The following is a 25,774-nucleotide window of genomic DNA, read 5'->3' as shown; positions in this document are numbered from 1 at the left end:
CGATCAGGCGGCTAGCCTCAACCCGTGCGTCTGCGCTGCGTTTCGCGTATGCTCCGCGCCCCTTTGACGAATAGGCTTGGCCTGATCGTCCTAATCACTAAAGAAAACACCGGGAGGTGCCCAGATGAGTGAAATCGAAGAATACAGCCCAGCAGGCGAAAAACTGCAGAAAGTCATGGCGCGCATGGGCCTGGCTTCACGCCGCGAAATCGAAGCCTGGATTACCGCTGGCCGCGTCAAGGTCAACGGTGCAGTCGCCAGCCTCGGCGTACGCGTTGACCTGCACGATGCGATTGCCGTTGATGGCAAGGTGATCCGCCGCGAAGAAGCCGCCGAAAGCGTGCGTCGCGTGATCATCTACAACAAACCCGAAGGCGAGATCTGCACCCGTGACGATCCGGAAGGCCGTCCGACTGTGTTCGACCGTCTGCCACGGCCGAAAGATGGCCGCTGGATCAATATCGGCCGCCTCGACATCAACACCACAGGTTTGCTGATGTTCACCACTGACGGTGAGCTGGCCAACCGCCTGATGCACCCGTCCTACCAGATGGACCGTGAGTACGCGGTGCGTGTGCGTGGCGAAGTCGACGAAGAGATGATCGAACGCCTGAAAGCCGGCGTGATGCTTGAGGACGGTCCGGCCAAGTTCACCGATATCAAGGAAGCACCGGGTGGCGAAGGCTTCAACCACTGGTATCACTGCGTGGTGATGGAAGGCCGTAACCGCGAAGTGCGTCGGTTGTGGGAATCCCAGGGCCTGGTGGTCAGCCGTCTGAAGCGCGTGCGTTTCGGCCCGGTGTTTATCACCTCGGACCTGAGCATGGGCCGCTGGCGCGAAATGAGCCAGCGTGAAGTGGATATCCTCAGCGAAGAAGTCGGCCTCAAGCCGGTGGCCTTGCCGGATATGAAAGAGAAGACTCGCGACAAGCTCGACCGCCTGCAACGCAAATCGGCCAAGCCGGTGGGCCGCGCCGCGCGTCCGGAGCGGACTTTGCGTCCAGCCCATGGCGGCGGCCCGGCAGCGGGCAGTGATCAGGGTCGTTCGCGTCCTGCGCGTGGTGAGGGTGCTGAGCGTGGCGAGCGTCCGGTACGTACTCCACGTGCGCCGCATGCCGACCAAGGCAAAGGCACGCCGGTTGCCGAACGCCCGAGTGACGTCAACAAGAAGCGTCCGGCCAAACCGGGTGCGCAGCGTCCAAGTGTTGAGCTGACTGAGCGTCCGCCGCGCAAGCCGGCCGGTCCGCCAGTCAAGCGCCGCAGCCAGCCGACCCGCGACGGTCAGCGTCCAGGCTTCGGTCGCGGTCCTAAGCCGGAGTAATACATTGCAGTGGATATGAAAAAGGCGACCCTCGGGTCGCCTTTTTATTGTCTGCGTTGGCGTTAGCCAGCCATTGACAGGCGATTGCGGCCATCGCGCTTGGACACGTACAGCGCGTTGTCGGCGCGGCGCAGCAGGCTTTCCATCGACTCGCCCGGCAGCAGGCTGGCGCAGCCGAGGCTGACCGACAGCTCGATGGCACGGTTTTCCACCAGGTACTGGATGCCGAGAACTGCCATGCGCAGACGCTCGCCAACCATTGAGGCTGATTCGCGGCTGGTGTTGGAGAGCAACACCATAAATTCTTCACCGCCGAAGCGAAATACCATGTCGACATTGCGCAGGCTGTCTTTCAGCGCGCTGGCGACGGCTTTGAGCGCCTGGTCGCCGATCAGGTGACCGTGGGTGTCGTTGATGCGTTTGAAGTGATCGATGTCGACCATCAGCACTGACAATGGCTGCAGGGTGCGCCGAGCGATGTCCACTTCGCGCTTGAGCGTTTGCTGCATGGCGATACGGTTACCGGTCTCGGTCAGCGGGTCGCGCAATGCGCTTTGCACGGCTGCACGGTAGAGCAGGGCGTTGCGCAGAGGGAACAGCAGGCTGGCGAGCAGCGATTCGAGCTGGCCCAGCTCATCCTCACTGAAACGCTGGTTGCGGCGGAACGTCAGCTCACCGAGGAACTCGCCATAGTGATTCAAACGATAGCCGGCCGAGTGGTTGCCGCGCTCGCCCAGTTCCAGGCGCAGGTCGCAGGAGGCCAGTTGGTAGCTCAGGGCGCTAAGTGGCACCAGGCGTTGCACTTCGCTGTAGAACAGCTCGAGAATGCGTTCGGCTTCCAGCGAGGTCTGCAGGCGCAGGTTCAGTTGTTGACGCAGTTGCGCCAGGCTGACCGGCTTGAGATTTTTCTGCAGACGACCGGCATAGCCGAGACGCTGCAATTTGGCAGCGTCGAAATCGATGGTGTTGGACTGGTTGTGCGGGGCCATGAAGCTCTACCTCTAGCGCTATACGCGACGATAGCTGGGCTAGAGCGAATTCCGTGCCAATCTTAAAATCACTAGAAAAGTGCTTTTAATTCATTGGCTTACAGTTTCTCTTGGGCGGCTTGCGGCAAAGTTTTGCCGGTTAACTGGCGGGATTGCTGGCAATCTGATGCCGGCTGATTCGGCTGCCGCCGGAAAACCGGCGGTAGCTGTGTTGGCTTACTGTGCGTCAAATGCCTGACCGTTGACGCCCATACTGTCTGGGCCCATGAGGTACAGGTAGACCGGCATGATCGCTTCGGGCAGCGGGTTGTTCTGCGGGTTTTCCCCTGGGTAGGCCTGGGCGCGCATGTCGGTGCGGGTGGCGCCCGGGTTGACACTGTTGGCGCGTACGCTGGCGATACCATCGATTTCATCGGCGAGCACCTGCATCAGGCCTTCGGTGGCGAACTTCGATACCGCATAGGCGCCCCAGTACGCGCGGCCCTTGCGGCCGACGCTGCTGGATGTGAATACCACCGAGGCGTCCGCCGAGAGCTTGAGCAGCGGCAGCAGGGTACTGGTGAGCATAAACATGGCGTTGACGTTGACCTGCATCACGCGCATGAAATTATCGCCGGACAGCTGTTCCAACGGTGTGCGTGGGCCGATGATCGAAGCGTTGTGCAGCAGGCCGTCGAGTTTGCCGAACTCAGTTTCGATCATCGCTGCCAGTTCGTCGTACTGATGCGGCAGGGCGGTTTCCAGGTTGAACGGGATGACTGCGGCCTGCGGATGGCCGGCGGCTTCGATGGCGTCATACACACGGCTGAGGTTTTCTTCGGTCTTGCCCAGCAGCAGCACCGTTGCGCCATGGGCGGCAAAGGTTTTGGCGGCGGTTGCGCCAATGCCACGGCCGGCACCGGTCACCAGAATCACGCGACCCTTGAGCAGGTCGGGGCGGGCGGAATAGTCATGCATGGGTAAAGCCTCATTAATTCAAAAACGGGTGGCGTCGGCGCGCGCCCGGCAGGCGATTTTCAGCAGCTGCACAGGGCTCGTTCGAGTACGGTGCGCAGTTCCAGCGGATGGTCCGCCACCACATCGGCGCCCCAGTTGCGTGGGTTATCCTGCGGGTGGATATAGCCGTAGGTGACGGCGGCGGTCTTGCAGCCGGCGGCGCGGCCGGCTTCGATATCGCGCTCGTCATCGCCGATAAACAGGGTTGCGGCGGGTTCTACGCCCATCTTCGCGCAGGCCAGCAGGATCATTTCCGGGTCGGGCTTGCTGCGGCTGACGTGATCCGGGCAGACCAACACCGCCGAGCGCTGCGCCAGGCCAAGTTGCTGCATGATCGGCTCGGCATAGCGTACTGGCTTGTTGGTTGCTACGCCCCAGATCAGCTTGGCTTGTTCAATATCTTCGAGCAGCTCATGCATGCCATCGAATGGTCGGGTCAGCACCGCGCAGTGGCTTTGATAGCGTTCGAGAAACTCCAGGCGCAGGGCTTCGAAGCCTGCGGCCTCGGGGTCCATGGCGAAGTTGGCGGCGACCATGGCACGCGCACCGCCGGAGACCTGATCACGAATCAGCTTGTCGCTAATCGGCGGCAGGCCGCGCTCGGCGCGCATGGCTTGGCTGATGGCGACAAAGTCCGGCGCGCTGTCGAGCAGGGTGCCGTCCATGTCGAATAAAACCGCGCGCAAGCGCATCACGCCTCCTTGAGAGTCTGGATCATGTAGTTGACGTCGACATCGGCTTCCAGCTTGTAGCGTTTGCTCAGCGGGTTGTAGGTCAGGCCGATGATGTCCTTGACCTCAAGGCCCGCCTCGCGGCTCCAGGCGCCCAGCTCGGACGGACGGATAAATTTCTTGAAGTCATGGGTGCCGCGCGGCAACAAGCGCATCAGGTATTCGGCACCAATGATGGCGAACAGGTACGCCTTGGGGTTGCGGTTGATGGTGGAGAAGAACACCTGACCGCCAGGCTTGACCATGCGGAAGCAGGCTCGGATCACCGAGGCCGGGTCGGGTACGTGCTCCAGCATTTCCAGGCAGGTGACCACATCGTACTGCTCGGGCATCTCGAGGGCCAGGGCTTCTGCGGTGATCTGCCGGTACTCGACGCTTACGCCCGACTCCAGCTGGTGCAACTGGGCCACGGCCAGCGGCGCTTCGCCCATGTCGATGCCGGTGACGCTGGCGCTGCGCTGAGCCATGGATTCGCTGAGAATGCCGCCGCCGCAGCCAACGTCGAGCACCTTCTTGCCGGCCAGGCCAACGCGTTCGTCGATCCAGTTGACGCGCAGCGGGTTGATGTCATGCAGCGGCTTGAATTCGCTTTCTCGGTCCCACCAGCGATGGGCGAGGGCTTCGAATTTGGCGATTTCGGCGTGGTCGACGTTGCTCATATAAATCCCTGGATCAGGCTGCGGCGAGAGGCTCATGTTGCCAGTTTCGCCGGGTGGATTGGACGCCTGTTGTGCGTCCAATGTATGTCAGTTTGTCGCAGTGCCCGGACTCTCTGGGCTGGCAGTCATTTGCCGGCAATCTTCGCGCCCCAGGCGCGGGCGTTGGCGATGATCCGTGCCTCGTCCAGGCGCGTCAGTTGGCCGCCGTCGAGCAATTGTTTGCCGCCAACCCACAGGTGTTCCACGCAGGTGCGACCGCCGGCGTAGATCAGCTGCGAAACCGGGTCATATACCGGTTGCTGGGCCAGGCCGGAGAGATTGAATACGGCGATATCCGCCGCTTTACCCAGTTCCAGCGAGCCAATCTGCTCATCCAGGCCCAGGGCGCTGGCGCCGTTCAGGGTGGCCATGCGCAGTGAGCGGTGGGCATCCAGGGCGGTAGCTGAGCCGGCAACGGCCTTGGCCAGCAGGGCGGCGGTGCGGGTTTCGCCGAGCAGGTCGAGATCATTGTTGCTCGCCGCGCCATCGGTGCCGATGGCGACGTTGACTCCGGCCTGCCAGAGCTTCTCCACTGGGCAGAAGCCGCTGGCCAGCTTGAGGTTGGATTCCGGGCAATGGATCACGCTGCTGTTGCTTTCCACCAGCAGGGCCAGGTCTTCATCGTTGATTTGGGTCATGTGCACGGCCTGGAAGCGCGGGCCGAGCAGGTCGAGGCGCGCCAGGCGGGCCAGTGGCCGTTCACTGCGTTGCTCCAGGCTCTGCTGCACTTCGAAGGCGGTTTCGTGCACGTGCATATGAATGCCGGCGTCCAGCTCCTCGGCGAGCATGCGGATGTTTTCCAGCTTGTCGTCGCTCACCGTGTAGGGCGCGTGGGGGCCGAAGGCGACGCTCAAGCGCGGGTGGTGCTTGAGGTCGTCGAACAGTGCCAGGCCCTTGCGCAGCGCTTCGTCTGCGTCGCGCGCCCCGGGAATCGGGAAATCCAGCACGGGAATGGTGATCTGCGCGCGGATGCCGCTGCTGTGTACCAGCTGGCTAGCGGTTTCCGGGAAGAAATACATGTCGGAGAAGCAGGTGATGCCGCCCTTGAGCTGTTCGGCGATGGCCAGCTCGGTGCCATCCTGGACAAACTGCTCGTCGACCCACTTGGCCTCGGCCGGCCAGATATGCTTCTCCAGCCAGGTCATCAGTGGCAGATCATCGGCCAGGCCGCGGAACAGGGTCATAGCCGCATGCCCATGGGCGTTGACCAGGCCTGTCGTGAGCAGTCGTCCGGGCAACTCAAGCACCTGCAGGGCTGCGTGCTTAAGCGCTTCAGCGCGCGGGGCGATCAGCGCGATGTGCCCGTCCCGGATGCCCAGTCCGTGCTCCAGCAGCACCACGCCAGCCGGCTCGACTGGGACCAGCCAGGTGGGCAGCAGCAGCAAATCGAGCGGAGCTTGGGGCATGGGAAGGCTTCCGGGAGTCATTTAAAGTGGCGAGTTTATAGGGGAATGCCCTAGGCTTGAAGCTGCATGCAGCTGATCTGGCGCGATGTGCGATGTGCTATGCGTATAATGGTCGGCTTTTTCCGGCGGAGGTGTGTCATGCGCGAGCAATTGCTAGCGGCAGAGAAGGTCAGGGCCATCGAGTGGCGTGACGGCGCTCTGCATCTGCTCGATCAGCGCGCGCTGCCTTTCGAGGAAACCTGGCTGAGCTACCACTCGGCGGCGGATGTCGCCGAGGCGATCCGTAGCATGGTGGTACGCGGCGCGCCGGCCATCGGCATCAGCGCGGCCTATGCAGTTGTCCTGGCTGCGCGTGCTCGTCTGCAGGAAGGTGGCGACTGGCGTGTGGTACTGCAGGCGGATTTCGACCTGCTGGCGGCGTCGCGGCCGACGGCGGTCAATCTGTTCTGGGCGCTTGATCGCATGCGTGATCGGCTCGCACGGCTGAAGAGTCATGGTGATCCGCTGGCGCTTCTTGAGGCCGAGGCCATTGGCATCCATCAGAGCGACCGCGAAGCCAACCTGACCATGGCCCAGTTGGGCGTCGACCTGATCCGCAAGCACCAAGGCAATCAGCAGAACCTGCTGACCCACTGCAATGCCGGCGCCCTGGCCACGGGTGGCTTCGGTACGGCGCTGGGGGTGATTCGCGCGGCCTTCCATGATGGTTTGCTTGAGCGGGTATATGCGGACGAAACCCGCCCCTGGCTGCAGGGCTCGCGTCTGACGGCCTGGGAGTTGGCAGCTGACGGCATTCCGGTGACTGTAAATGTCGATTCGGCGGCTGCGCACTTGATGAAGACGCGTGGCATCACCTGGGTCATAGTCGGGGCGGATCGCATTGCTGCCAATGGCGATGTGGCGAACAAGGTCGGCACCTATCAGCTGGCGGTGAATGCCATGCATCACGGTGTGCGCTTTATGGTGGTGGCGCCCAGCTCGACCATCGATATGGCCATGGAGCACGGCGATGACATCGTGCTGGAGGAGCGTGACCCCAGTGAGCTGCTCGAGCTGGGCGGCCAGCGCATTGCTGGCGCGATCGAGGCGCTCAATCCGGTATTCGATGTGACCCCGGCGGACCTGATCGACTTTATCGTCACCGAGAAAGGCGTGGTTGATCGCCCGGATGCGGAAAAAATGGCGCAATTGATGTGCCGCAAGCGTCTGCATTGAGTTTTTCAGCGAGTACGCCTCCTTGGTCGGCCGACTGCGGCTGGGGATAGGTGCGTCGCGGTGATTGTGGTAAGCTCCGGCGGTTTTCGGGGGTGCCCGTTATGGGCCTCTTACCTGCGCAGATACATGGCATAACTTATTGATTTGTCGTGAGTCGCTATGAGCCTCAAGGCACGGCGACAGACTCCACACCACTCAGGACGAGCGGCGTGGAGTTTCACCAGAAAAAGGAACAAGGCTACTCATGGGCGAACTGGCCAAAGAAATCCTCCCGGTCAATATTGAAGACGAACTCAAGCAGTCCTACCTCGATTATGCGATGAGCGTAATTGTTGGGCGCGCGCTGCCGGATGCACGTGATGGCTTGAAGCCCGTGCACCGCCGTGTGCTGTTTGCCATGAGTGAGTTGGGCAACGACTGGAACAAGGCTTACAAGAAGTCCGCCCGTGTGGTCGGTGACGTGATCGGTAAGTACCACCCACACGGTGATACCGCGGTGTACGACACCATCGTCCGCATGGCGCAGCCATTCTCGCTGCGTTACCTGCTGGTCGACGGTCAAGGTAACTTCGGTTCGGTGGACGGCGATAACGCCGCCGCCATGCGATACACCGAAGTGCGCATGACCAAGCTGGCCCATGAGCTGCTGGCTGACCTGCACAAAGAAACCGTGGATTGGGTGCCGAACTACGACGGCACCGAAATGATCCCGGCAGTTATGCCGACCAAAATCCCCAACCTGTTGGTCAACGGCTCCAGCGGTATCGCCGTGGGCATGGCCACCAATATTCCGCCGCACAACCTCACCGAAGTGATCAACGGTTGTCTGGCGCTGATCGACAACGGCGAGCTGACTGTCGATGAGCTGATGCAGTACATCCCCGGTCCGGACTTCCCGACTGCGGCGATCATTAACGGTCGCGCTGGCATCATCGAGGCCTACCGCACCGGTCGCGGGCGCATCTATATGCGTGCCCGGGCGATTATCGAAGACATCGACAAGGTCGGTGGCCGTCAGCAGATCATCGTCAGCGAGCTGCCGTACCAACTGAACAAGGCGCGCCTGATCGAGAAGATCGCCGAGCTAGTTAAAGAGAAGAAGCTCGAGGGCATTACTGAGCTGCGCGATGAGTCCGACAAGGACGGCATGCGCATTGTCATTGAGCTGCGTCGCGGCGAAGTACCGGAAGTGGTACTCAACAACCTCTACGCCCAGACCCAGATGCAGTGCGTATTCGGCATCAACGTGGTGGCGCTGATTGATGGCCAGCCGAAGGTCCTTAACCTCAAGGACATGCTCGAAGCCTTTATTCTGCACCGCCGTGAAGTGGTCACCCGCCGCACTGTATTCGAGCTGCGCAAGGCCCGTGAACGTGGCCATATCCTTGAAGGTCAGGCGGTTGCCCTGTCCAACATCGACCCGGTTATCGCTCTGATCAAGGCCTCGCCGACCCCGGCCGAAGCCAAGCTGGCGCTGATTGCCACGCCGTGGGAATCCAGTGCAGTGGAAACCATGGTCGAGCGCGCCGGTGCCGACGCCTGCCGTCCGGACGATCTTGATCCGCAGTACGGTCTGCGTGACGGCAAGTATTTCCTCTCGCCGGAACAGGCCCAGGCCATCCTCGAGCTGCGTCTGCACCGTTTGACCGGTCTTGAGCATGAAAAACTGCTGGCCGAATACCAGGAAATCCTCACCCAGATCGGCGAGCTGATCCGCATCCTCACCAGCGCTACGCGTCTGATGGAAGTGATCCGTGAGGAGCTGGAAGCGGTCAAGGCCGAGTTCGGCGATGCACGCCGCACCGAGATTCTCGACAACCGTCTGGACCTCAGTCTGGCTGACCTGATCACCGAAGAAGAACGTGTAGTCACCATCTCCCACAGTGGTTATGCCAAGAGCCAGCCGCTGCATGCCTACCAGGCGCAGCGTCGTGGCGGTAAAGGCAAGTCGGCCACCGGCGTGAAAGATGAGGATTACATCGAACATTTGCTGGTCGCCAACAGCCACGCCACGCTGTTGCTGTTCTCCAGCAAGGGCAAGGTGTACTGGCTGAAGACCTACGAAATTCCAGAAGCCTCGCGCGCCGCCCGTGGTCGTCCGCTGGTCAACCTGTTGCCGCTGGACGAAGGCGAGCGTATCACCGCCATGCTTCAGGTTGATCTGGAAGCCCTGCGTCAGCAGGCGCCAGAAGGCGACGAGCCGGACGATATCGAAGGCGTAGTGGTCGAGGCAGAGGAAGTTGAAGATCTGGCCGAAGGCGATGACGCCGACGACGAAACTCCGGATGAGCCGACCGGTGCCTACATCTTTATGGCCACGGCCAAAGGCACGGTGAAGAAGACGCCGCTGGTGCAGTTCAGTCGTCCGCGCAGCTCGGGCCTGATCGCCCTCAAGCTGGACGAAGATGACACCCTGATCTCCGCTGCCGTCACTGACGGCGCCCGCGAAGTGATGATGTTCTCCGACGGCGGCAAGGTGATTCGCTTCAAGGAAAGCAAGGTCCGCACCATGGGCCGTACCGCTCGCGGTGTGCGTGGTATGCGTCTGCCGGAAGGCCAGGAAATCATCTCCATGCTGATTCCTGAAGCCGACGCGCAGATTCTCACCGCTTCCGAGCGTGGCTACGGCAAGCGCACGGCGATGGCCGAGTTTCCGCGTCGCGGTCGTGGCGGCCAGGGCGTTATCGCCATGGTCAGCAACGAGCGTAACGGCAAGCTGGTCGGTGCGGTGCAGGTGCTTGAAGGCGAGGAAATCATGCTGATTTCCGACCAGGGCACATTGGTGCGTACCCGCGTCAGCGAAGTCTCCAGCCTGGGTCGTAATACCCAGGGCGTGACCCTGATCAAACTGGCCAAGGATGAAACCCTGGTTGGCCTTGAGCGTGTGCAGGAGCCTTCGGCGGAAGACGACGAAGAGCTGCTGGAAGGCGAAGAAGGCTTTGACGGCGCAGCTGCGGATGCAGACGATGCACCTGAGGCTGCTGACGAAAGCCCGATCAGCGAAGAGTAATCTGTCGGGGCGAGTGCGCTCGCCCCTGACGGCGAACAGGCTGTTGGAAAATGTAGGCGAGGTAGGCAGTACAAGGCAAAAACAGGCGAGGAAGCGGAGTTTACTGCTGTAAATGAACATTCCGAGCCTGTTTTTAACGCAGTAATGCCAACGCAGGTAGTTTTTCAACAGCCTGGTAGGATTTGGCGGCTGGCAGTGATAGTCAGCCACCCAGCATTTTTGAGCGAGAGTGGGTGTGAGCAAGCGAGCCTTTAACTTCTGCGCCGGCCCGGCCGCGCTTCCTGAAGCTGTTCTGCAACGCGCCCAGGCAGAACTCCTCGATTGGCAGGGTAAAGGCCTGTCGGTGATGGAGATGAGCCATCGCAGCGATGAGTACACCGCCATCGCACAAAAGGCCGAGCAGGATCTGCGCGACCTGATGGAAATTCCGTCCGACTATAAGGTGCTGTTCCTGCAGGGCGGGGCCAGCCAGCAGTTCGCTGAAATCCCGCTCAACCTGCTCCCCGAAGACGGTGTTGCCGACTATATCGACACCGGTATCTGGTCGAAGAAAAGCATCGAAGAAGCCAGTCGCTACGGCAATATCAATATCGCTGCCAGCGCCAAGGCTTATGACTACTTCGCCATCCCGGGTCAGAACGAGTGGCAGCTGTCGAAAGATGCCGCCTACCTGCACTACGCCAGCAACGAAACCATTGGCGGCCTGCAGTTCGACTGGATTCCCGAAGTCGGTGACGTGCCGCTGGTGGCGGATATGTCTTCCGACATCCTTTCGCGCCCGATCGATGTGTCGAAGTTCGGCCTGATCTACGCCGGTGCGCAGAAGAACATCGGCCCCAGCGGGCTGGTGGTGACTATCGTCCGTGAAGACTTGCTCGGCCGTGCCCGCAGCGTTTGTCCGACCATGCTCAACTACAAGATCGCGGCTGATAACGGCTCGATGTACAACACTCCCGCGACCTTCTCCTGGTACCTGTCCGGCCTTGTGTTCGAGTGGCTGAAAGAGCAGGGCGGGGTGGCCGCCATGGAGCGGATCAACCGCGCCAAGAAAGACCTGTTGTACAAGGCAATTGACACCAGCGACTTCTACAGCAACCCGATTGCCCATAACGCCCGCTCCTGGATGAACGTGCCGTTCCGCCTGGCTGACGAGAAGCTGGACAAGCCGTTCCTCGCCGGCGCCGATGCGCGCGGCCTGCTCAACCTCAAGGGCCACCGTTCGGTCGGCGGCATGCGTGCCTCCATCTATAACGCCGTTGGCCTGGACGCCGTTGAAGCGCTGGTGGCCTATATGGCCGAGTTCGAGAAGGAGCATGGCTGATATGTCCGAACAGGAACTGCAAGCCCTGCGTCTGCGCATCGACAACCTCGATGAGCGCATCCTTGAACTGATCAGCGATCGTGCCCGCTGCGCCGAAGAAGTCGCGCGGGTCAAGATGAAGGCGCTGCCGGAAGGCGAGAAGCCGGTGTTCTACCGCCCTGAGCGCGAAGCCCAGGTGCTTAAACGCATTATGGAACGCAACCAGGGGCCGCTGGGCAACGAGGAAATGGCGCGGCTGTTCCGCGAAATCATGTCTTCCTGCCTGGCCCTGGAAAATCCGCTCAAGGTTGCTTACCTTGGCCCGGAAGGCACGTTCTCCCAGGCGGCGGCGATGAAGCACTTCGGTCACGCGGTGATCAGTGTGCCGATGGCGGCGATCGATGAAGTGTTCCGTGAAGTGGCTGCCGGTGCAGTGAACTTCGGCGTGGTGCCGGTGGAGAACTCCACCGAAGGTGCGATCAACCACACCCTCGACAGCTTCCTCGAACACGACATGGTTATCTGTGGCGAAGTCGAGCTGCGTATTCACCATCACCTGTTGGTCGGTGAAACCACCAAAACCGACAAAATCACTCGCATCTATTCCCACGCCCAGTCCCTGGCCCAGTGCCGCAAGTGGCTGGACGCGCATTACCCGAATGTTGAGCGCGTGGCGGTATCGAGCAATGCTGACGCGGCCAAGCGGGTGAAAAGCGAGTGGAACAGTGCGGCGATTGCTGGCGATATGGCGGCCAATCTGTACGGCCTGACCAAGCTGGCGGAGAAGATCGAAGACCGTCCGGACAACTCCACGCGCTTTTTGATCATCGGCAGCCAGGAAGTGCCGCCAACCGGCGACGACAAGACCTCGGTCATCATCTCCATGCGCAACAAGCCGGGTGCGCTGCACGAGCTGCTGGTGCCGTTCCACAACAACGGCATTGATCTGACCCGCATCGAAACCCGCCCGTCGCGCAGCGGCAAGTGGACCTACGTGTTCTTTATCGACTTCGTCGGTCACCACCGCGATCCGCTGATCAAGGACGTGCTGGAAAAAATCAATCAGGAAGCTGTGGCGCTCAAGGTGCTGGGCTCCTATCCCAAAGCGGTACTTTAAAACTGCTGCGGTACGCCTCAGGTCTCAAGCTAAACGCGCATCGACGCCGGGCTGTACTTGGGGCTTGCGGCTTTAAGCGTGAGGCATTGCTATGACCGATTTCCTCGCCCTGGCTCAGCCAGGTGTACAGCAGCTGTCGCCCTATGTGCCGGGAAAGCCGGTGGATGAGCTGGCCCGTGAGCTGGATCTGGATCCGGCCAGCATCGTCAAGCTGGCCAGCAACGAGAACCCGCTAGGCCCCAGTCCCAAGGCGCTGGAAGCGATTCGTAGCGAGCTGGCCGAGCTGACTCGTTACCCCGATGGCAATGGTTTCGAGCTGAAAAGCCGTCTGGCTGCGCGCTGTGGCGTGCAACTCAATCAGGTCACCCTGGGTAACGGCTCCAACGACATTCTCGATCTGGTTGCTCGCGCCTATCTGGCCCCTGGCCTGAATGCGGTGTTCAGTCAGTACGCCTTTGCTGTTTACCCCATCTCGACCCAGGCCGTAGGTGCTCTGGGCAAGGTGGTGCCGGCCAAGGACTATGGCCACGACCTGGAAGCGATGCTGGCGGCCATCGATGAAAATACCCGTGTGGTGTTTATCGCCAACCCGAACAACCCGACTGGCACCTGGTTTGGCCCCGATGCGCTGGAGCGCTTTCTCGCGAGCGTACCGCAGAACGTGCTGGTGGTGCTGGATGAGGCTTATATCGAGTACGCCGAGGGTGATGAGCTGCCGGATGGCCTCGAGTACCTGGCGCGCTACGACAACCTGCTGGTCTCGCGCACCTTCTCCAAGGCCTATGGTCTGGCGGCGCTGCGCGTGGGGTATGCGCTCAGTTCTGCGCAGATCGCAGATGTGCTGAACCGTGTACGTCAGCCGTTCAACGTCAACAGCCTGGCCCTGGCGGCCGCCTGCGCTGCGCTGGATGATGCCGATTACCTGGCGCAAAGCCGTCAGCTCAATGATGCCGGAATGGCGCAGCTGGAAGCCGGCCTGCGCGAGTTGGGCCTGAGCTGGATTCCGTCGAAAGGCAACTTTATTGCTGTGGATTTTGGCCGCGATACTGCCGCGATCAACCAGGCGCTGCTACGTGCTGGGGTAATCGTGCGGCCGGTCGCCGGTTACGGCATGCCAAATTTCCTGCGCGTTTCGATTGGTCTGCCTGCCGAGAATGCGTGCTTCCTTGAGGCCTTGGCCAAGGTGCTGAGCGCGTGAGTGAGGTCAAGTCTGCTGTCACTCAGGTGCAATCTATTGCACCTAAGCTCGGCCGCCTGGTGGTTGTCGGTCTGGGTCTGATTGGCGGCTCCTTCGCCAAGGGCTTGCGTGAGCGCGGCCTGTTTCGCGAAGTGGTTGGTGTCGATCTGGATCCGGAGTCGCGGCGCCTGGCTGTAGAACTGGGTGTGGTTGATCGCTGCGAGGTTGATCTGGCTGCCGCCTGTCAGGAGGCTGATGTGATTCAGCTCGCGGTGCCTATCCTGGCCATGGAGAAGCTGCTGGCTGAACTGGCCAAGCTTGATCTGGGTCCGGCGGTGCTCACCGATGTGGGTAGCGCCAAAGGCAATGTGGTGCGCGCCGCGCGCCTGGCCTTTACCGGTAAAACGGTGCGCTTTGTGCCCGGGCATCCGATTGCCGGCTCCGAGCAGAGTGGGGTGGAGGCCTCCAATTCCCAGCTGTTCCGCCGCCATAAGGTCATCCTGACCCCTTGCGAGCAGAGCGATGAGTCCGCCCTGGCGCTGGTCGATGCGCTGTGGCGCGAGCTGGGCGCGGATGTCGAACATATGGAGGTCGAGCATCACGATCAGGTACTGGCCGCGACCAGTCATCTGCCGCATTTGCTGGCCTTCACCCTGGTCGACTCGCTGGCCAAGCGCAGTGAAAATCTGGAGATATTTCGTTACGCCGCCGGCGGTTTTCGCGACTTTACGCGGATTGCCGGCAGTGATCCGGTCATGTGGCACGACATCTTCCTCGCAAATCGCGAGGCGGTGCTGCGCACGCTGGACGTATTTCGCGACGACCTCGACGCCTTGCGCGACGCGGTTGACGCAGGGGACGGGCATCAATTACTGGGCGTATTCACTCGCGCCCGCGTGGCCCGTGAGCATTTCGGCAAAATTCTGGCCCGCAGGGCCTATGTGGATGCTATGCACTCGAACGATCTGGTTTTTCTGGCTAACCCTGGCGGCAAACTCTCCGGGCGTATTCGCGTTCCGGGCGACAAGTCCATCTCCCACCGCTCGATCATGCTCGGCTCGCTGGCTGAAGGCACCACGCACGTCGAAGGCTTTCTGGAAGGTGAGGATGCCCTGGCAACGCTGCAAGCGTTCCGTGACATGGGTGTGGTCATCGAAGGCCCGCATCATGGTCGCGTGACCATTCACGGGGTGGGCCTGAATGGCCTGAAGGCGCCGGCTGGTCCGCTATACATGGGCAACTCCGGCACCTCGATGCGCCTGCTCTCCGGTTTGCTGGCGGCACAACCGTTCGACACCATGCTGACCGGTGATGCCTCGCTGTCCAAACGTCCTATGAATCGTGTCGCCAAGCCGCTGCGCGAAATGGGTGCAGTGATCGAAACTGCTCCGGAAGGCCGTCCTCCATTGATGATCAAGGGTGGCCAGCGCCTGACCGGCATGGACTACGAAATGCCCATGGCCAGCGCTCAGGTCAAGTCCTGCCTGCTGCTGGCGGGCCTGTATGCCGCAGGTCGCACTTCGGTGACTGAGCCGGCGCCGACCCGTGACCACACCGAGCGCATGCTGCGCGGCTTCGGCTACCCGGTTACGGTGGATGGCAGCACGGCGAGTGTTGAGTCGGGCCACAAGCTGACCGCGACCCATATCGAAGTGCCGGCGGATATTTCCTCGGCAGCGTTCTTCCTGGTCGCCGGCAGCATTGCCGAAGACTCCGAGCTGGTGCTGGAACACGTTGGCATCAACCCGACCCGTACTGGTGTCATCGATATCCTCAAGCTGATGGGCGGCGACATTGCCCTGGAGAACCAGCGTGAAGTGGGCGGCGAAACCGTGGCCGATATTCGCGTGCGCAGCGCCAAGCTGAAAGGTATCGATATTCCGGAAGATCTGGTGCCGCTGGCAATCGACGAGTTTCCCGTGCTGTTCGTGGCTGCTTCGGTGGCTGAAGGCCGCACCGTGCTGCGCGGCGCTGAAGAGCTGCGGGTCAAGGAATCCGATCGGATTCAGGTAATGGCCGACGGCCTGATTGCGCTGGGTGTCAAGGCTGAGCCAACTCCGGATGGCATCATTATCGAAGGCGGCAGCATAGGTGGTGGCGAAGTCTGGGCGCATGGGGACCACCGTATCGCTATGTCGTTCAGTGTCGCCTCGCTGCGCGCCACTGCGCCGATCCGCATTCATGACTGTGCCAACGTCGCCACCTCGTTCCCCAATTTCCTCGCGCTGTCGGCTCAGGTCGGCATCCGTGTGGCCGAGGAGGGCAAGGCATGATCGTCGCTCCGGTTATTACCATCGACGGGCCAAGCGGCTCGGGCAAAGGCACTATTGCCGGCCTGCTGGCCAAGCAGTTGGGCTGGAATCTGCTGGATTCGGGTGCGCTGTATCGTCTGTTGGCTTTTGCTGCGGGCAATCACGGTGTCGATCTGACCAATGAAGAGGCGATGAAGCTGCTCGCCGCTCATCTGGATGTGCAATTTATTGCCGCCGGTGATGGCCATGGTCAGCGCATCATTCTTGAAGGCGAAGAAGTCACAGACCTGATCCGCAATGAGCAGGTCGGTGCCGGGGCTTCGCAGGTGGCTTCGCTGTCCGCCGTGCGTGCGGCTCTGCTGCAGCGTCAGCAGGCGTTCCAGGAAATGCCGGGTCTGGTCGCTGACGGTCGTGATATGGGTACTGTGGTATTTCCCGATGCGCCGCTTAAGATTTTCCTCACCGCCAGCGCCGAGGAGCGCGCCCGCCGCCGCTACTTGCAGTTGAAGGCCAAGGGCGATGATGTTAATCTCGCGAGACTTCTTGATGAGATTCAGGCGCGCGACGAGCGCGATACCCAGCGTGCAGTGGCGCCGCTCAAGCCGGCAGCCGATGCGATCCAGCTGGATTCCACTGAACTCTCCATCGAACAAGTGCTTGAACGAATTCTGAGTGAGGTCGCCAATCGCGATCTCGCCGGATGATAAGAGCCACAGCTGGTTTAAGCTGACCGGCTCGCAAGGAGGCGTACGGGAACCCAGTCCTTGTCCCGTTTGCTTCTTTTTATATGAACGTACCCACATTGTCTGGAATGTGGTTTGGGCGGATTCCCTGCCTTGAATCAACAGGAATTAAAATGAGCGAAAGCTTTGCTGAACTGTTTGAAGAAAGCCTAAAAAACCTGAATCTTCAGGCTGGCTCGATCATCACCGCTATCATCGTCGACATCGATTACCAAGCTGGTTGGGTAACCGTTCACGCTGGTTTGAAGTCTGAAGGCCTCATCCCGCTGGAGCAGTTCCACAACGACGCTGGCGAGCTGACCATTAAGGTCGGTGACGAAGTTCACGTTGCCCTGGACGCGGTTGAAGATGGCTTTGGTGAAACCAAGCTGTCCCGCGAAAAAGCTAAACGTGCCGAGTGCTGGATCGTTCTGGAAGCAGCTTTCGCCGCTGAGGAAGTGGTTACGGGCGTTATCAACGGTAAGGTTAAGGGCGGCTTCACTGTCGACGTTAACGGCATCCGTGCGTTCCTTCCAGGTTCATTGGTCGATGTCCGTCCGGTGCGTGATACCACTCACCTGGAAGGCAAAGAACTCGAATTCAAAGTCATCAAGCTGGACCAGAAGCGCAACAACGTTGTCGTTTCCCGCCGCAGCGTGCTGGAAGCCGAGAATAGCGCTGAGCGCGAAGCTCTGCTGGAATCCCTACAGGAAGGTCAGCAAGTCAAAGGTATCGTCAAGAACCTCACCGACTACGGCGCGTTCGTGGATCTGGGTGGCGTCGACGGCCTGTTGCACATCACCGACATGGCTTGGAAGCGTATCAAGCATCCGTCGGAAATCGTCAGCGTTGGCGATGAAATCGACGTCAAGATCCTCAAATACGATCGCGAGCGCAACCGTGTTTCCCTCGGCCTCAAGCAGCTGGGCGAAGATCCATGGGTTGCCATCAAGGCGCGTTACCCGCAGGACACCCGTGTTACTGCGCGCGTAACCAACCTGACCGACTACGGCTGCTTCGCAGAGCTGGAAGAAGGCGTGGAAGGCCTGGTGCACGTATCCGAAATGGATTGGACCAACAAAAACATCCATCCTTCGAAAGTCGTTAACGTCGGCGACGAAGTGGAAGTTATGGTTCTGGATATCGACGAAGAGCGTCGTCGTATCTCCCTGGGTATCAAGCAGTGCAAAACTAACCCGTGGGAAGATTTCTCCGGTCAGTTCAACAAGGGCGACAAAATCTCCGGCACCATCAAGTCGATCACCGATTTCGGTATCTTCATTGGTCTGGATGGCGGCATCGACGGCCTCGTTCACCTGTCCGACATCTCCTGGAGCGAAGTAGGCGAAGAAGCTGTACGCCGCTTCAAGAAAGGCGACGAGCTGGAAACCGTTATCCTCTCCGTTGACCCGGAGCGTGAGCGCATTTCCCTCGGCATCAAGCAGCTGGAAGAAGATCCGTTCTCCGACTACGTTGCAGTCAACGACAAAGGCACTATCGTTCGCGGTACTGTGAAAGAAGTTGACGCCAAGGGCGCAGTCATCACCCTGGCCGATGGCATTGAAGCGACTCTGAAAGCCTCCGAAATCAGCCGTGACCGCGTTGAAGATGCGCGCAATGTACTGAAGGAAGGCGAAGAAGTAGAAGCCAAAATCATCAGCGTTGACCGTAAGAGCCGTGTAATCAGCTTGTCGGTCAAGTCGAAAGACGTTGAAGACGAAAAAGAAGCCATCAAGGAAATGCGTAAGCAGGAAGTTGAAACTGCTGGCCCGACCACCCTTGGTGATCTGCTCCGTGCGCAAATGGAAAAACAGAACTAAGTTCGGTTTATCCAGAGAAAAAGGGCGACTTCGGTCGCCCTTTTTTGTGCCTGAAAATCGCTAAGGTGTTGTTTTATAGGCTGTTCAAATCTGGCGAGGCATGCTAAAACCTTTCTATCTAGTGATCTAGCCGCTTGAAAAAGAAGGGAAAGCCATGACCAAGTCGGAGTTGATCGAGCGCATCGTTACCCATCAGGGGCAGCTCTCGTCCAAGGATGTGGAGTTGGCGATCAAGACCATGCTTGAGCAAATGTCTCAGGCGCTGTCGACAGGGGATCGTATCGAGATCCGCGGCTTTGGCAGCTTCTCGCTGCACTACCGCGCGCCGCGTGTAGGGCGTAACCCGAAGACCGGTGACTCGGTTCGGCTAGATGGCAAGTTTGTGCCGCATTTTAAGCCGGGCAAGGAGTTGCGTGATAGGGTTAATGAGGACGAGTAGTGGCTGGGTTGGTTTTCTGATCTAAGATTGCGCATCGTCCTAAGTCTATGGGGTGGCATGTATAAGTGCCGTGCCTTACTTTCTGATTTTCGTCAAAATATCTGTCTACTCATACCGCTACTCCGGCTTTGAATGCTGGGGTGATTGGTTACTCATCTGATGACTTCTTGTGGCTTCGCTGTCTTGCCTTTTGCGATTTCTCCTGAAAGCAGGCTCAAGGCAAGTGCTGAGTCGGGTTTTGGGGGGGCGTGAATGAATGCCGTGAATCGGTATTTTTAGAAAGGGGTTGGCGTGCTTTGTGGTTGATATGCGAAAATTGGGTTCTGGAAATTTCGTGCATTAGATGTGGGGTGAGGTTGGTTGCCTAGTAGGGGCGTCTTCGGCAGTGAACTGCACTCCTCTGGCCGTGCTCGTGTATTTTTTAAAGAATTAGAAGTGGAGTGTTATCTGTGAAGGCTGGTCTGCAGCAGGCGAGTATTGATAAATTTAAGAGTAGGGATGCGCTGATTGGTATCGTCGGTCTGGGTTATGTCGGCCTTCCGTTGATGTTGCGCTATAACTCCATCGGTTTTCGGGTGCTAGGTATTGATATTGATGAGCATAAGGTTGCTAGGCTCAATTCAGGGCAAAGTTATATTGAGCACATACCTGGCGAGCAGGTTGCTAAAGCGCGTAGCGGTGGGTTTGAAGCAACCACTGATTTCATGCGAGTAAGAGAGTGCGATGCACTGATTCTTTGTGTACCTACACCGCTAAATAAATATCGTGAGCCTGATATGAGCTTCGTAATTGATACTACAAATGCGATTAAGCCTTATCTTCGAGCAGGTCAGGTTATTTCTCTCGAGAGTACAACATATCCAGGTACAACCGAGGAAGAGTTGTTGCCACGAGTGCAGGAAGGTGGGCTAGTAGTAGGGCAGAATATCTTCCTGATCTATTCCCCTGAGCGTGAAGATCCAGGTAATCCAAACTTTGAGACTCGCACCATACCCAAGGTGATCGGTGGTCATACGCCTTCATGCTTGGAAGTCGGGATTGCATTATATGAGCAAGCAATCGACCAAGTGGTACCGGTCAGCTCAACCAAAGCTGCTGAAATGACCAAGCTGTTGGAGAATATTCATCGGGCGGTCAACATCGGCTTGGTCAACGAAATGAAGATCGTCGCCGATCGTATGGGTATTGATATTTTCGAAGTGGTCGATGCTGCGGCTACCAAGCCGTTCGGCTTCACTCCTTATTACCCAGGACCAGGCCTTGGTGGTCACTGTATTCCGATTGACCCTTTCTATCTCACATGGAAGGCCCGCGAGTATGGCTTACATACTCGTTTTATCGAGCTTTCTGGTGAGGTCAACCAGGCTATGCCTGAGTACGTCGTTAACAAGCTGATGGATGGTCTAAACGACAGTGCCAAAGCTCTGAAAGGCAGCAAGGTGTTGGTGCTGGGCATCGCTTATAAGAAGAACGTTGACGATATGCGTGAGTCGCCGTCAGTTGAGATCATGGAGCAGCTTGAAGCCAAGGGTTGTGTCGTCGCCTACAGTGACCCTCATGTGCCGGTGTTCCCGAAAATGCGCGAGCATCATTTTGAGCTGTCTAGTGAACCGCTGAGTGCGGAGAACCTTGCGAACTTCGACGCAGTAGTCCTCGCGACCGACCATGATAAGTTCGACTACGAGCTGATTCGTCAGCACGCTCGTTTGATTGTCGACAGTCGTGGCAAGTACCGTACCCCTGAAGCCCACATCATCAAAGCCTGATTGCCGGAGAGTCGCTCTTGAAACGTTTTGCCCTTATTGGTGCTGCGGGTTATATCGCCCCGCGGCACATGCGTGCCATCAAGGACACCGGTAACGAGCTGGTTTTGGCCTACGATATCAATGATTCGGTCGGCATCATTGATAGCCTTTCACCACAAAGCGAGTTTTTCACCGAGTTCGAGCGTTTCGTCGAACATGCAAACCTTATCAAGCGTGATTCGGCTACTGCTCTGGATTATGTCGCAGTCTGCTCCCCGAACTATCTGCATCATGCGCATATTGCTGCCGGCCTACGTCTCGGTTGCGATGTGATTTGCGAGAAGCCGCTGGTACCGACGCCAGAAGTTTTGGATGAACTGTCCCGTGTCGAAAAAGAGACCGGTAAACGCGTCTACAACATTCTGCAATTACGCCACCATCAGGCGATCCTAGACCTTAGGGCGAAGGTCGCTGGTGAAGACCGCGATGGCAAATATGATGTTGAACTTACGTATATTACATCCCGTGGCAAGTGGTACATGGAGAGTTGGAAGGGCGATCCGCGTAAATCATACGGTGTGGCTACTAATATCGGTGTGCACTTCTACGACATGCTGCATTTTATCTTTGGCAAGTTGCAGCGCAATGTCGTGCACTTCGCCAATGACTACAAGGCGGCTGGATATTTGGAGTATGAAAGAGCTCGTGTGCGCTGGTTCTTGTCCATTGATGCCGATGATTTGCCGGAGTCGGTAAAGGGCAAGAAGCCAACCTATCGCTCAATAGCTGTCGATGGTGCCGAGATGGAGTTCTCGGAAGGTTTCACCGATCTACATACCACAAGCTATGAGGAAATTCTTGCAGGTCGTGGTTACGGTATTGAGGATGCACGTCATTGCGTCGAGACGGTCAACACGATCCGTTCTGCCCAGATCGTTGTACCACAGGAGGGTGAAGGTCACCCGTTCCTTGGCTCCTTGAAGCGCTGAGGTCGGCATGAACTATCAGGTCCATGCCTCGGCCATCGTCGACGACGGTGCGCAGATCGGCGACGGTTCCCGACTCTGGCACTTTGTGCATGTCTGTGCTGGGGCGCGTATTGGCAAGGGTGTGTCTCTTGGGCAGAACGTTTTCGTCGGTAACAAGGTGTTGATCGGCGATAACTGCAAAATCCAGAACAACGTCTCGGTTTACGACAACGTGACCTTAGAAGAGGGCGTTTTCTGTGGTCCGAGTATGGTGTTCACCAACGTCTATAACCCCCGCTCGTTGATTGAGCGTAAGAGTGAATACCGCGATACCTTGGTTCGTAAAGGTGCCACTTTGGGTGCGAATTGCACCATCGTCTGTGGCGTGACCATTGGTGAGTTTGCCTTTGTTGGCGCTGGTGCAGTCATTAACAAGAATGTTCCGGCATATGCCTTGATGGTAGGGGTACCGGCTCGGCAGATCGGTTGGATGAGCGAATTCGGTGAGCAACTCGATCTTCCCTTGGATGGCCAGGGTAGTACGCCGTGTATACATTCAGGCGCACGGTATGTACTTAAAGGAAAGGTGTTGATCAAGGAGAATATCTAGTGATCGAATTTATTGACCTCAAGGCCCAGCAAGCGCTAATCAAGGAAAAAGTTGATGCCGGTATTCAACGAGTTTTGGCGCACGGTCAATACATTCTTGGACCGGAAGTAGGTGAACTTGAAGAGAAACTCGCGGACTTTGTAGGTGCGAAATACTGCATTAGCGTAGCGAATGGTACTGATGCTCTACAAATTTCCCAGATGGCTCTAGGGATTGGCCCAGGTGATGAAGTTATTACTCCTGGATTTACCTATATTGCCACTGCAGAGACGGTTGCCTTGCTGGGGGCTAAGCCTGTTTATGTAGATGTTGATTCGCGTACATATAACCTTGATACGAAAATTCTTGAGGCTGCAATTACCCCGCGTACCAAAGCAATTATCCCTGTATCGCTATATGGTCAGTGTGCTGACTTCGATGCCATAAATACCATTGCGCAAAAATATGGAATTCCAGTCATCGAAGATGCAGCGCAAAGCTTCGGGGCAGTATATAAGGGGCGCAAAAGTTGCAATCTGACAACCATCGCCTGCACCAGTTTCTTTCCTAGCAAACCACTTGGTTGTTATGGTGATGGTGGTGCGATCTTTACGAATGACGATGAATTGGCAATCGTGTTACGCCAGATTGCTCGGCATGGCCAGGATCGGCGTTACCACCATGTTCGCATCGGTGTGAATAGCCGTCTTGATACGTTGCAGGCTGCTATTTTGTTGCCAAAGCTGGATATCTTCGAAACGGAGATACAACAGCGGCAGCAGGTAGCTAAGCGTTATGCACATCTGTTAGGGCAGCGTGGTATAGCTGCGCCTTTTATTGATGAGCACAACCTTAGTGCTTGGGCCCAGTATACGGTTCAAGTAGATGCACGTGACGGTGTTCAGGAATGGCTCAAAAACTCCGGTGTACCGACTGCGGTGCATTACCCAATCCCACTGAATCAGCAACCAGCCGTCAGGGACGAACACGCCAATCTTCCTATTGGTGATGCGATTGCTCGAAAGGTAATGAGCCTACCGATGCATCCCTATCTTTCCGTGACCGACCAAGAAGTGATCAGCGCAGCGCTGGCGGCCGCAACTCGTATTTAATGGAGTACATAGTATGAAAGTCCAAGGTTCTAAGATTCTAGTAATTGGCGGTGCTGGTTTTATTGGTAGTTTCGTCGTCTCCGAGCTGCTCAAGGCTGGCGCTGCCGAAGTCGTGATTTATGACAACTTCGCCCGCGGGAAAGTCAGCAATATTGCAGAGCAGTTGAAAGATCCACGTTGCCGCTTGTATGCGAATGGTGGTGATGTCCGTGAGGTAGATCTGCTAGACGATGCTATGAAAGGCATGGACGGCGTGATTCATCTGGCCGCCATGTGGCTGCTGCACTGCAAAGATTTCCCGCGTACCGCGTTCCACGTAAACATCGAAGGCACCTTCAACGTGCTTGAAGCTTGCGTGAAGAACAACATCAAGCGCCTAGTTTATTCATCTTCTGCATCCGTATACGGCGATGCAGTTGAAGTGCCAATGACAGAATCGCATCCGTTCAATAACCGTAACTTCTACGGTGCCACTAAGATTGCGGGCGAAGCCATGTGTCATGCGTACCATGACCGCTTTGGTCTGAGCTATGTCGGCTTGCGCTACATGAACGTTTACGGCCCTCACCAGGATCAGACGGCTGCTTACACAGGCGTTATTCCGATCATGCTGAACAAGATCGACGCTAACGAGGGGCCGGTTATCAATGGTGACGGTACCCAGGCATATGACTTCATCTATGTAGAGGACGTAGCGCGCTGCAACGTTGCTGCTCTGGAGTCGGAAGCTACTGATCAGTTCTATAACGTAGGCACTGGCGTGCAAACCAGCATCAAGGAGCTGTGCGATAGCATCCTGGATCTGAAAGCGTCTGATCTGAAAGTCGAGTACCGTCCTTACAGTGCCGACGATGCGCGTCGTATGGTGCAGAACCGCATTGGCTGTCCGAAGAAAGCGACCGAAGACCTTGGCTTCACCTATACGTACGAGCTACGCGAGGGCCTGCAAAAACTGATCGACTGGCGTGCTGAGCACGGGGCGGAGTGAGCGTGATGGAAAAGCGCAATATCGCCATCTCGTTGCCCTGCACTGGCGAAGAAGAGTGGCAGGCTACTCGAGAGCCTTTGATGAGCGGTTGGCTGACCCAGGGGCCGAAGGTTGCTGCCTTTGAAAAAGCCTTTGCCGAGCGTCACCAAGTACCGCATGCCCTAGCAGTAACCTCCTGTACCACCGGCCTACATTTGGCGCTTGCTGGTCTGGGTATCGGTCCAGGTGACGAAGTCATTGTGCCGGCCTTCACCTGGGTTGCCACGGCAAACGTTGTGCTGTACTGTGGTGCAACACCGGTCTTTATCGACGTTGATCCACAGACCTACAACTTGGATGTCGCGCAGATTACCGCCAAGGTGACCGACAGGGCTCGTGCAGTGATTGCTGTCCACTTGTTTGGTCGCTGTGTGGACATGGACGCCCTGCGTGCTGGATTGCCAGCTGACGTCGCTATCGTCGAAGACGCTGCTTGCGCAGCTGGTGCAAGTTGGAACGGAAAGCCATCCGGCAGTTTGGGTGATGTTGCGGCGTTCTCCTTCCATCCTCGCAAATCGGTGACGACAGGTGAGGGTGGCATGGTCACCACGGCAGACGCTGAGCTCGCCGAACGTATGAACCAACTGCGTAACCATGGTGCTACGTTGTCCGAAGAGCAGCGGCACCACGGCCCGCGGCCTTATCTGTTACCAGAATTTAACCTGTTGGGCTTCAACTACCGTATGACTGATCTGCAGGGTGCAGTAGGTTTGGTCCAGTTAGGCAAGCTCGATGGCTTTATTGATGAGCGTGCGCGTTGGGCCGAGTACTACTGTGATCAACTGGCTGATATCGATTGGTTGCGTCTGCCTTCTGCCCCGGCGGGTGGACGACACGGCTGGCAAGCCTTTGTGACTTACATTGACCCTGCCAAGGCACCGATGCCACGTAACGACATGATGGAGATTTTACAGGCCAAGGGCATTTCAACCCGCCCTGGTACTCATGCTGTCCACATGCTTGCTTACTATCGTGATCGTTTTGGGTTCAATCCGGAAGATTTCCCAGGTGCGCGTGATTGCAATGACCACACCATGGCAATTCCGCTGCACAACCGCATGACTGCTGAAGATTATGCTTATGTAGTCGACGCGATCCGCCAGTTGGGCTAACGCTTATATTCCCTAGGAACTTGCCTGG

Annotated in this window: 21 protein-coding genes; 16 read left to right on the top strand and 5 right to left on the bottom strand. The window is 58.0% G+C overall.

The genetic code is table 11. The features are described 5' to 3' along the window. Positions 1–124: 124 nt before the first annotated feature. Positions 125–1,321 carry a 23S rRNA pseudouridine(2605) synthase RluB gene (rluB, locus tag BLW24_RS23950; protein ID WP_090387503.1) on the top strand — a complete coding sequence of 399 codons (1,197 nt, stop codon included), beginning with the start codon at positions 125–127 and terminating at the stop codon, positions 1,319–1,321. Between the two features lie 62 nt (positions 1,322–1,383). On the opposite strand, the gene BLW24_RS23945 is transcribed toward rluB, so the two are convergent. From BLW24_RS23945 to BLW24_RS23925, 5 genes are all read right to left on the bottom strand, one after another. Beyond that, a complete protein-coding gene (locus BLW24_RS23945; RefSeq protein WP_090387502.1) occupies positions 1,384–2,310 on the bottom strand; it encodes a GGDEF domain-containing protein in 927 nt (308 codons plus the stop codon). A gap of 216 nt (positions 2,311–2,526) precedes the next feature. Then, complete coding sequence (locus BLW24_RS23940; protein WP_090387501.1) at positions 2,527–3,267, bottom strand: YciK family oxidoreductase; 741 nt, start codon at positions 3,265–3,267, stop codon at positions 2,527–2,529. A gap of 59 nt (positions 3,268–3,326) precedes the next feature. Next, on the bottom strand, positions 3,327–3,998 hold the full coding sequence (gene mupP, locus BLW24_RS23935) for an N-acetylmuramic acid 6-phosphate phosphatase MupP (RefSeq protein WP_090387500.1): 672 nt from the start codon (positions 3,996–3,998) through the stop codon (positions 3,327–3,329). Beyond that, a complete protein-coding gene (ubiG, locus tag BLW24_RS23930; protein ID WP_090387499.1) occupies positions 3,998–4,696 on the bottom strand; it encodes a bifunctional 2-polyprenyl-6-hydroxyphenol methylase/3-demethylubiquinol 3-O-methyltransferase UbiG in 699 nt (232 codons plus the stop codon). The genes mupP and ubiG overlap by 1 nt, the downstream gene beginning before the upstream one ends. Positions 4,697–4,821: 125 nt before the next feature. Beyond that, positions 4,822–6,141 (bottom strand): TRZ/ATZ family hydrolase, encoded by a 1,320-nt coding sequence (locus BLW24_RS23925; RefSeq protein ID WP_420875013.1) that lies wholly within the window; start codon positions 6,139–6,141, stop codon positions 4,822–4,824. Between the two features lie 138 nt (positions 6,142–6,279). Here BLW24_RS23925 and mtnA point away from each other — a divergent pair, with 138 nt between their 5' ends. From mtnA to BLW24_RS23850, 15 genes are all read left to right on the top strand, one after another. Then, a complete protein-coding gene (gene mtnA, locus BLW24_RS23920) occupies positions 6,280–7,356 on the top strand; it encodes an S-methyl-5-thioribose-1-phosphate isomerase (protein ID WP_090387497.1) in 1,077 nt (358 codons plus the stop codon). 244 nt (positions 7,357–7,600) lie between these two features. Beyond that, a complete protein-coding gene (gene gyrA / locus BLW24_RS23915; protein WP_090387496.1) occupies positions 7,601–10,366 on the top strand; it encodes a DNA gyrase subunit A in 2,766 nt (921 codons plus the stop codon). A gap of 235 nt (positions 10,367–10,601) precedes the next feature. Beyond that, positions 10,602–11,687 (top strand): 3-phosphoserine/phosphohydroxythreonine transaminase, encoded by a 1,086-nt coding sequence (serC, locus tag BLW24_RS23910; protein ID WP_090387864.1) that lies wholly within the window; start codon positions 10,602–10,604, stop codon positions 11,685–11,687. Between the two features lies 1 nt (position 11,688). Further along, the gene (pheA, locus tag BLW24_RS23905; protein WP_090387495.1) at positions 11,689–12,783 is read left to right on the top strand and encodes a prephenate dehydratase; all 1,095 of its coding nucleotides are present in this window, start codon (positions 11,689–11,691) and stop codon (positions 12,781–12,783) included. A gap of 91 nt (positions 12,784–12,874) precedes the next feature. Then, positions 12,875–13,981 (top strand): histidinol-phosphate transaminase, encoded by a 1,107-nt coding sequence (gene hisC, locus BLW24_RS23900; protein ID WP_090387494.1) that lies wholly within the window; start codon positions 12,875–12,877, stop codon positions 13,979–13,981. Then, entirely contained in the window at positions 13,978–16,233 is a 2,256-nt protein-coding gene (locus tag BLW24_RS23895; RefSeq protein ID WP_090387493.1) for a bifunctional prephenate dehydrogenase/3-phosphoshikimate 1-carboxyvinyltransferase, read from the top strand. Before hisC ends, BLW24_RS23895 begins: the two co-directional genes overlap by 4 nt. After that, positions 16,230–16,916 carry a (d)CMP kinase gene (cmk, locus tag BLW24_RS23890; protein ID WP_090387492.1) on the top strand — a complete coding sequence of 229 codons (687 nt, stop codon included), beginning with the start codon at positions 16,230–16,232 and terminating at the stop codon, positions 16,914–16,916. Before BLW24_RS23895 ends, cmk begins: the two co-directional genes overlap by 4 nt. A gap of 152 nt (positions 16,917–17,068) precedes the next feature. Further along, positions 17,069–18,754: a 30S ribosomal protein S1 gene (gene rpsA, locus BLW24_RS23885; RefSeq protein ID WP_090387491.1), complete on the top strand. Its 1,686-nt coding sequence runs from the start codon at positions 17,069–17,071 to the stop codon at positions 18,752–18,754. A 154-nt stretch (positions 18,755–18,908) separates the two neighbouring features. Next, positions 18,909–19,193 carry an integration host factor subunit beta gene (ihfB, locus tag BLW24_RS23880; protein ID WP_090387490.1) on the top strand — a complete coding sequence of 95 codons (285 nt, stop codon included), beginning with the start codon at positions 18,909–18,911 and terminating at the stop codon, positions 19,191–19,193. 461 nt (positions 19,194–19,654) lie between these two features. After that, a complete protein-coding gene (gene wbpA / locus BLW24_RS23875) occupies positions 19,655–20,959 on the top strand; it encodes a UDP-N-acetyl-D-glucosamine 6-dehydrogenase (RefSeq protein ID WP_090387863.1) in 1,305 nt (434 codons plus the stop codon). 17 nt (positions 20,960–20,976) lie between these two features. Further along, on the top strand, positions 20,977–21,927 hold the full coding sequence (gene wbpB / locus BLW24_RS23870; RefSeq protein ID WP_090387489.1) for a UDP-N-acetyl-2-amino-2-deoxy-D-glucuronate oxidase: 951 nt from the start codon (positions 20,977–20,979) through the stop codon (positions 21,925–21,927). Between the two features lie 7 nt (positions 21,928–21,934). Continuing rightward, positions 21,935–22,516, top strand: coding sequence for a UDP-2-acetamido-3-amino-2,3-dideoxy-D-glucuronate N-acetyltransferase (wbpD, locus tag BLW24_RS23865; protein ID WP_090387488.1), 582 nt, complete (start codon positions 21,935–21,937; stop codon positions 22,514–22,516). After that, positions 22,516–23,607, top strand: coding sequence for a DegT/DnrJ/EryC1/StrS family aminotransferase (locus tag BLW24_RS23860; protein ID WP_090387487.1), 1,092 nt, complete (start codon positions 22,516–22,518; stop codon positions 23,605–23,607). Before wbpD ends, BLW24_RS23860 begins: the two co-directional genes overlap by 1 nt. 13 nt (positions 23,608–23,620) lie before the next feature. After that, on the top strand, positions 23,621–24,595 hold the full coding sequence (locus BLW24_RS23855) for an SDR family NAD(P)-dependent oxidoreductase (protein ID WP_090387486.1): 975 nt from the start codon (positions 23,621–23,623) through the stop codon (positions 24,593–24,595). A gap of 5 nt (positions 24,596–24,600) precedes the next feature. Further along, positions 24,601–25,746: a DegT/DnrJ/EryC1/StrS family aminotransferase gene (locus BLW24_RS23850; protein WP_090387485.1), complete on the top strand. Its 1,146-nt coding sequence runs from the start codon at positions 24,601–24,603 to the stop codon at positions 25,744–25,746. Positions 25,747–25,774 lie beyond the last annotated feature (28 nt).

The organism is Pseudomonas anguilliseptica (genome assembly GCF_900105355.1).
GTDB lineage: Bacteria > Pseudomonadota > Gammaproteobacteria > Pseudomonadales > Pseudomonadaceae > Aquipseudomonas > Aquipseudomonas anguilliseptica.
Note: the sequence above shows the minus strand (reverse complement) of the source record. Positions and strands in the feature narration are given on the sequence as shown.

Coding starts and splice junctions, on each gene's coding strand:
- rluB (WP_090387503.1), top strand. CDS start 125: ATGAGTGAAATCGAAGAATACAGCCCAGCAGGCGAAAAACTGCAGAAA.
- BLW24_RS23945 (WP_090387502.1), bottom strand. CDS start 2,310: ATGGCCCCGCACAACCAGTCCAACACCATCGATTTCGACGCTGCCAAA.
- BLW24_RS23940 (WP_090387501.1), bottom strand. CDS start 3,267: ATGCATGACTATTCCGCCCGCCCCGACCTGCTCAAGGGTCGCGTGATT.
- mupP (WP_090387500.1), bottom strand. CDS start 3,998: ATGCGCTTGCGCGCGGTTTTATTCGACATGGACGGCACCCTGCTCGAC.
- ubiG (WP_090387499.1), bottom strand. CDS start 4,696: ATGAGCAACGTCGACCACGCCGAAATCGCCAAATTCGAAGCCCTCGCC.
- BLW24_RS23925 (WP_420875013.1), bottom strand. CDS start 6,141: ATGCCCCAAGCTCCGCTCGATTTGCTGCTGCTGCCCACCTGGCTGGTC.
- mtnA (WP_090387497.1), top strand. CDS start 6,280: ATGCGCGAGCAATTGCTAGCGGCAGAGAAGGTCAGGGCCATCGAGTGG.
- gyrA (WP_090387496.1), top strand. CDS start 7,601: ATGGGCGAACTGGCCAAAGAAATCCTCCCGGTCAATATTGAAGACGAA.
- pheA (WP_090387495.1), top strand. CDS start 11,689: ATGTCCGAACAGGAACTGCAAGCCCTGCGTCTGCGCATCGACAACCTC.
- hisC (WP_090387494.1), top strand. CDS start 12,875: ATGACCGATTTCCTCGCCCTGGCTCAGCCAGGTGTACAGCAGCTGTCG.
- cmk (WP_090387492.1), top strand. CDS start 16,230: ATGATCGTCGCTCCGGTTATTACCATCGACGGGCCAAGCGGCTCGGGC.
- rpsA (WP_090387491.1), top strand. CDS start 17,069: ATGAGCGAAAGCTTTGCTGAACTGTTTGAAGAAAGCCTAAAAAACCTG.
- ihfB (WP_090387490.1), top strand. CDS start 18,909: ATGACCAAGTCGGAGTTGATCGAGCGCATCGTTACCCATCAGGGGCAG.
- wbpD (WP_090387488.1), top strand. CDS start 21,935: ATGAACTATCAGGTCCATGCCTCGGCCATCGTCGACGACGGTGCGCAG.
- BLW24_RS23855 (WP_090387486.1), top strand. CDS start 23,621: ATGAAAGTCCAAGGTTCTAAGATTCTAGTAATTGGCGGTGCTGGTTTT.
- BLW24_RS23850 (WP_090387485.1), top strand. CDS start 24,601: ATGGAAAAGCGCAATATCGCCATCTCGTTGCCCTGCACTGGCGAAGAA.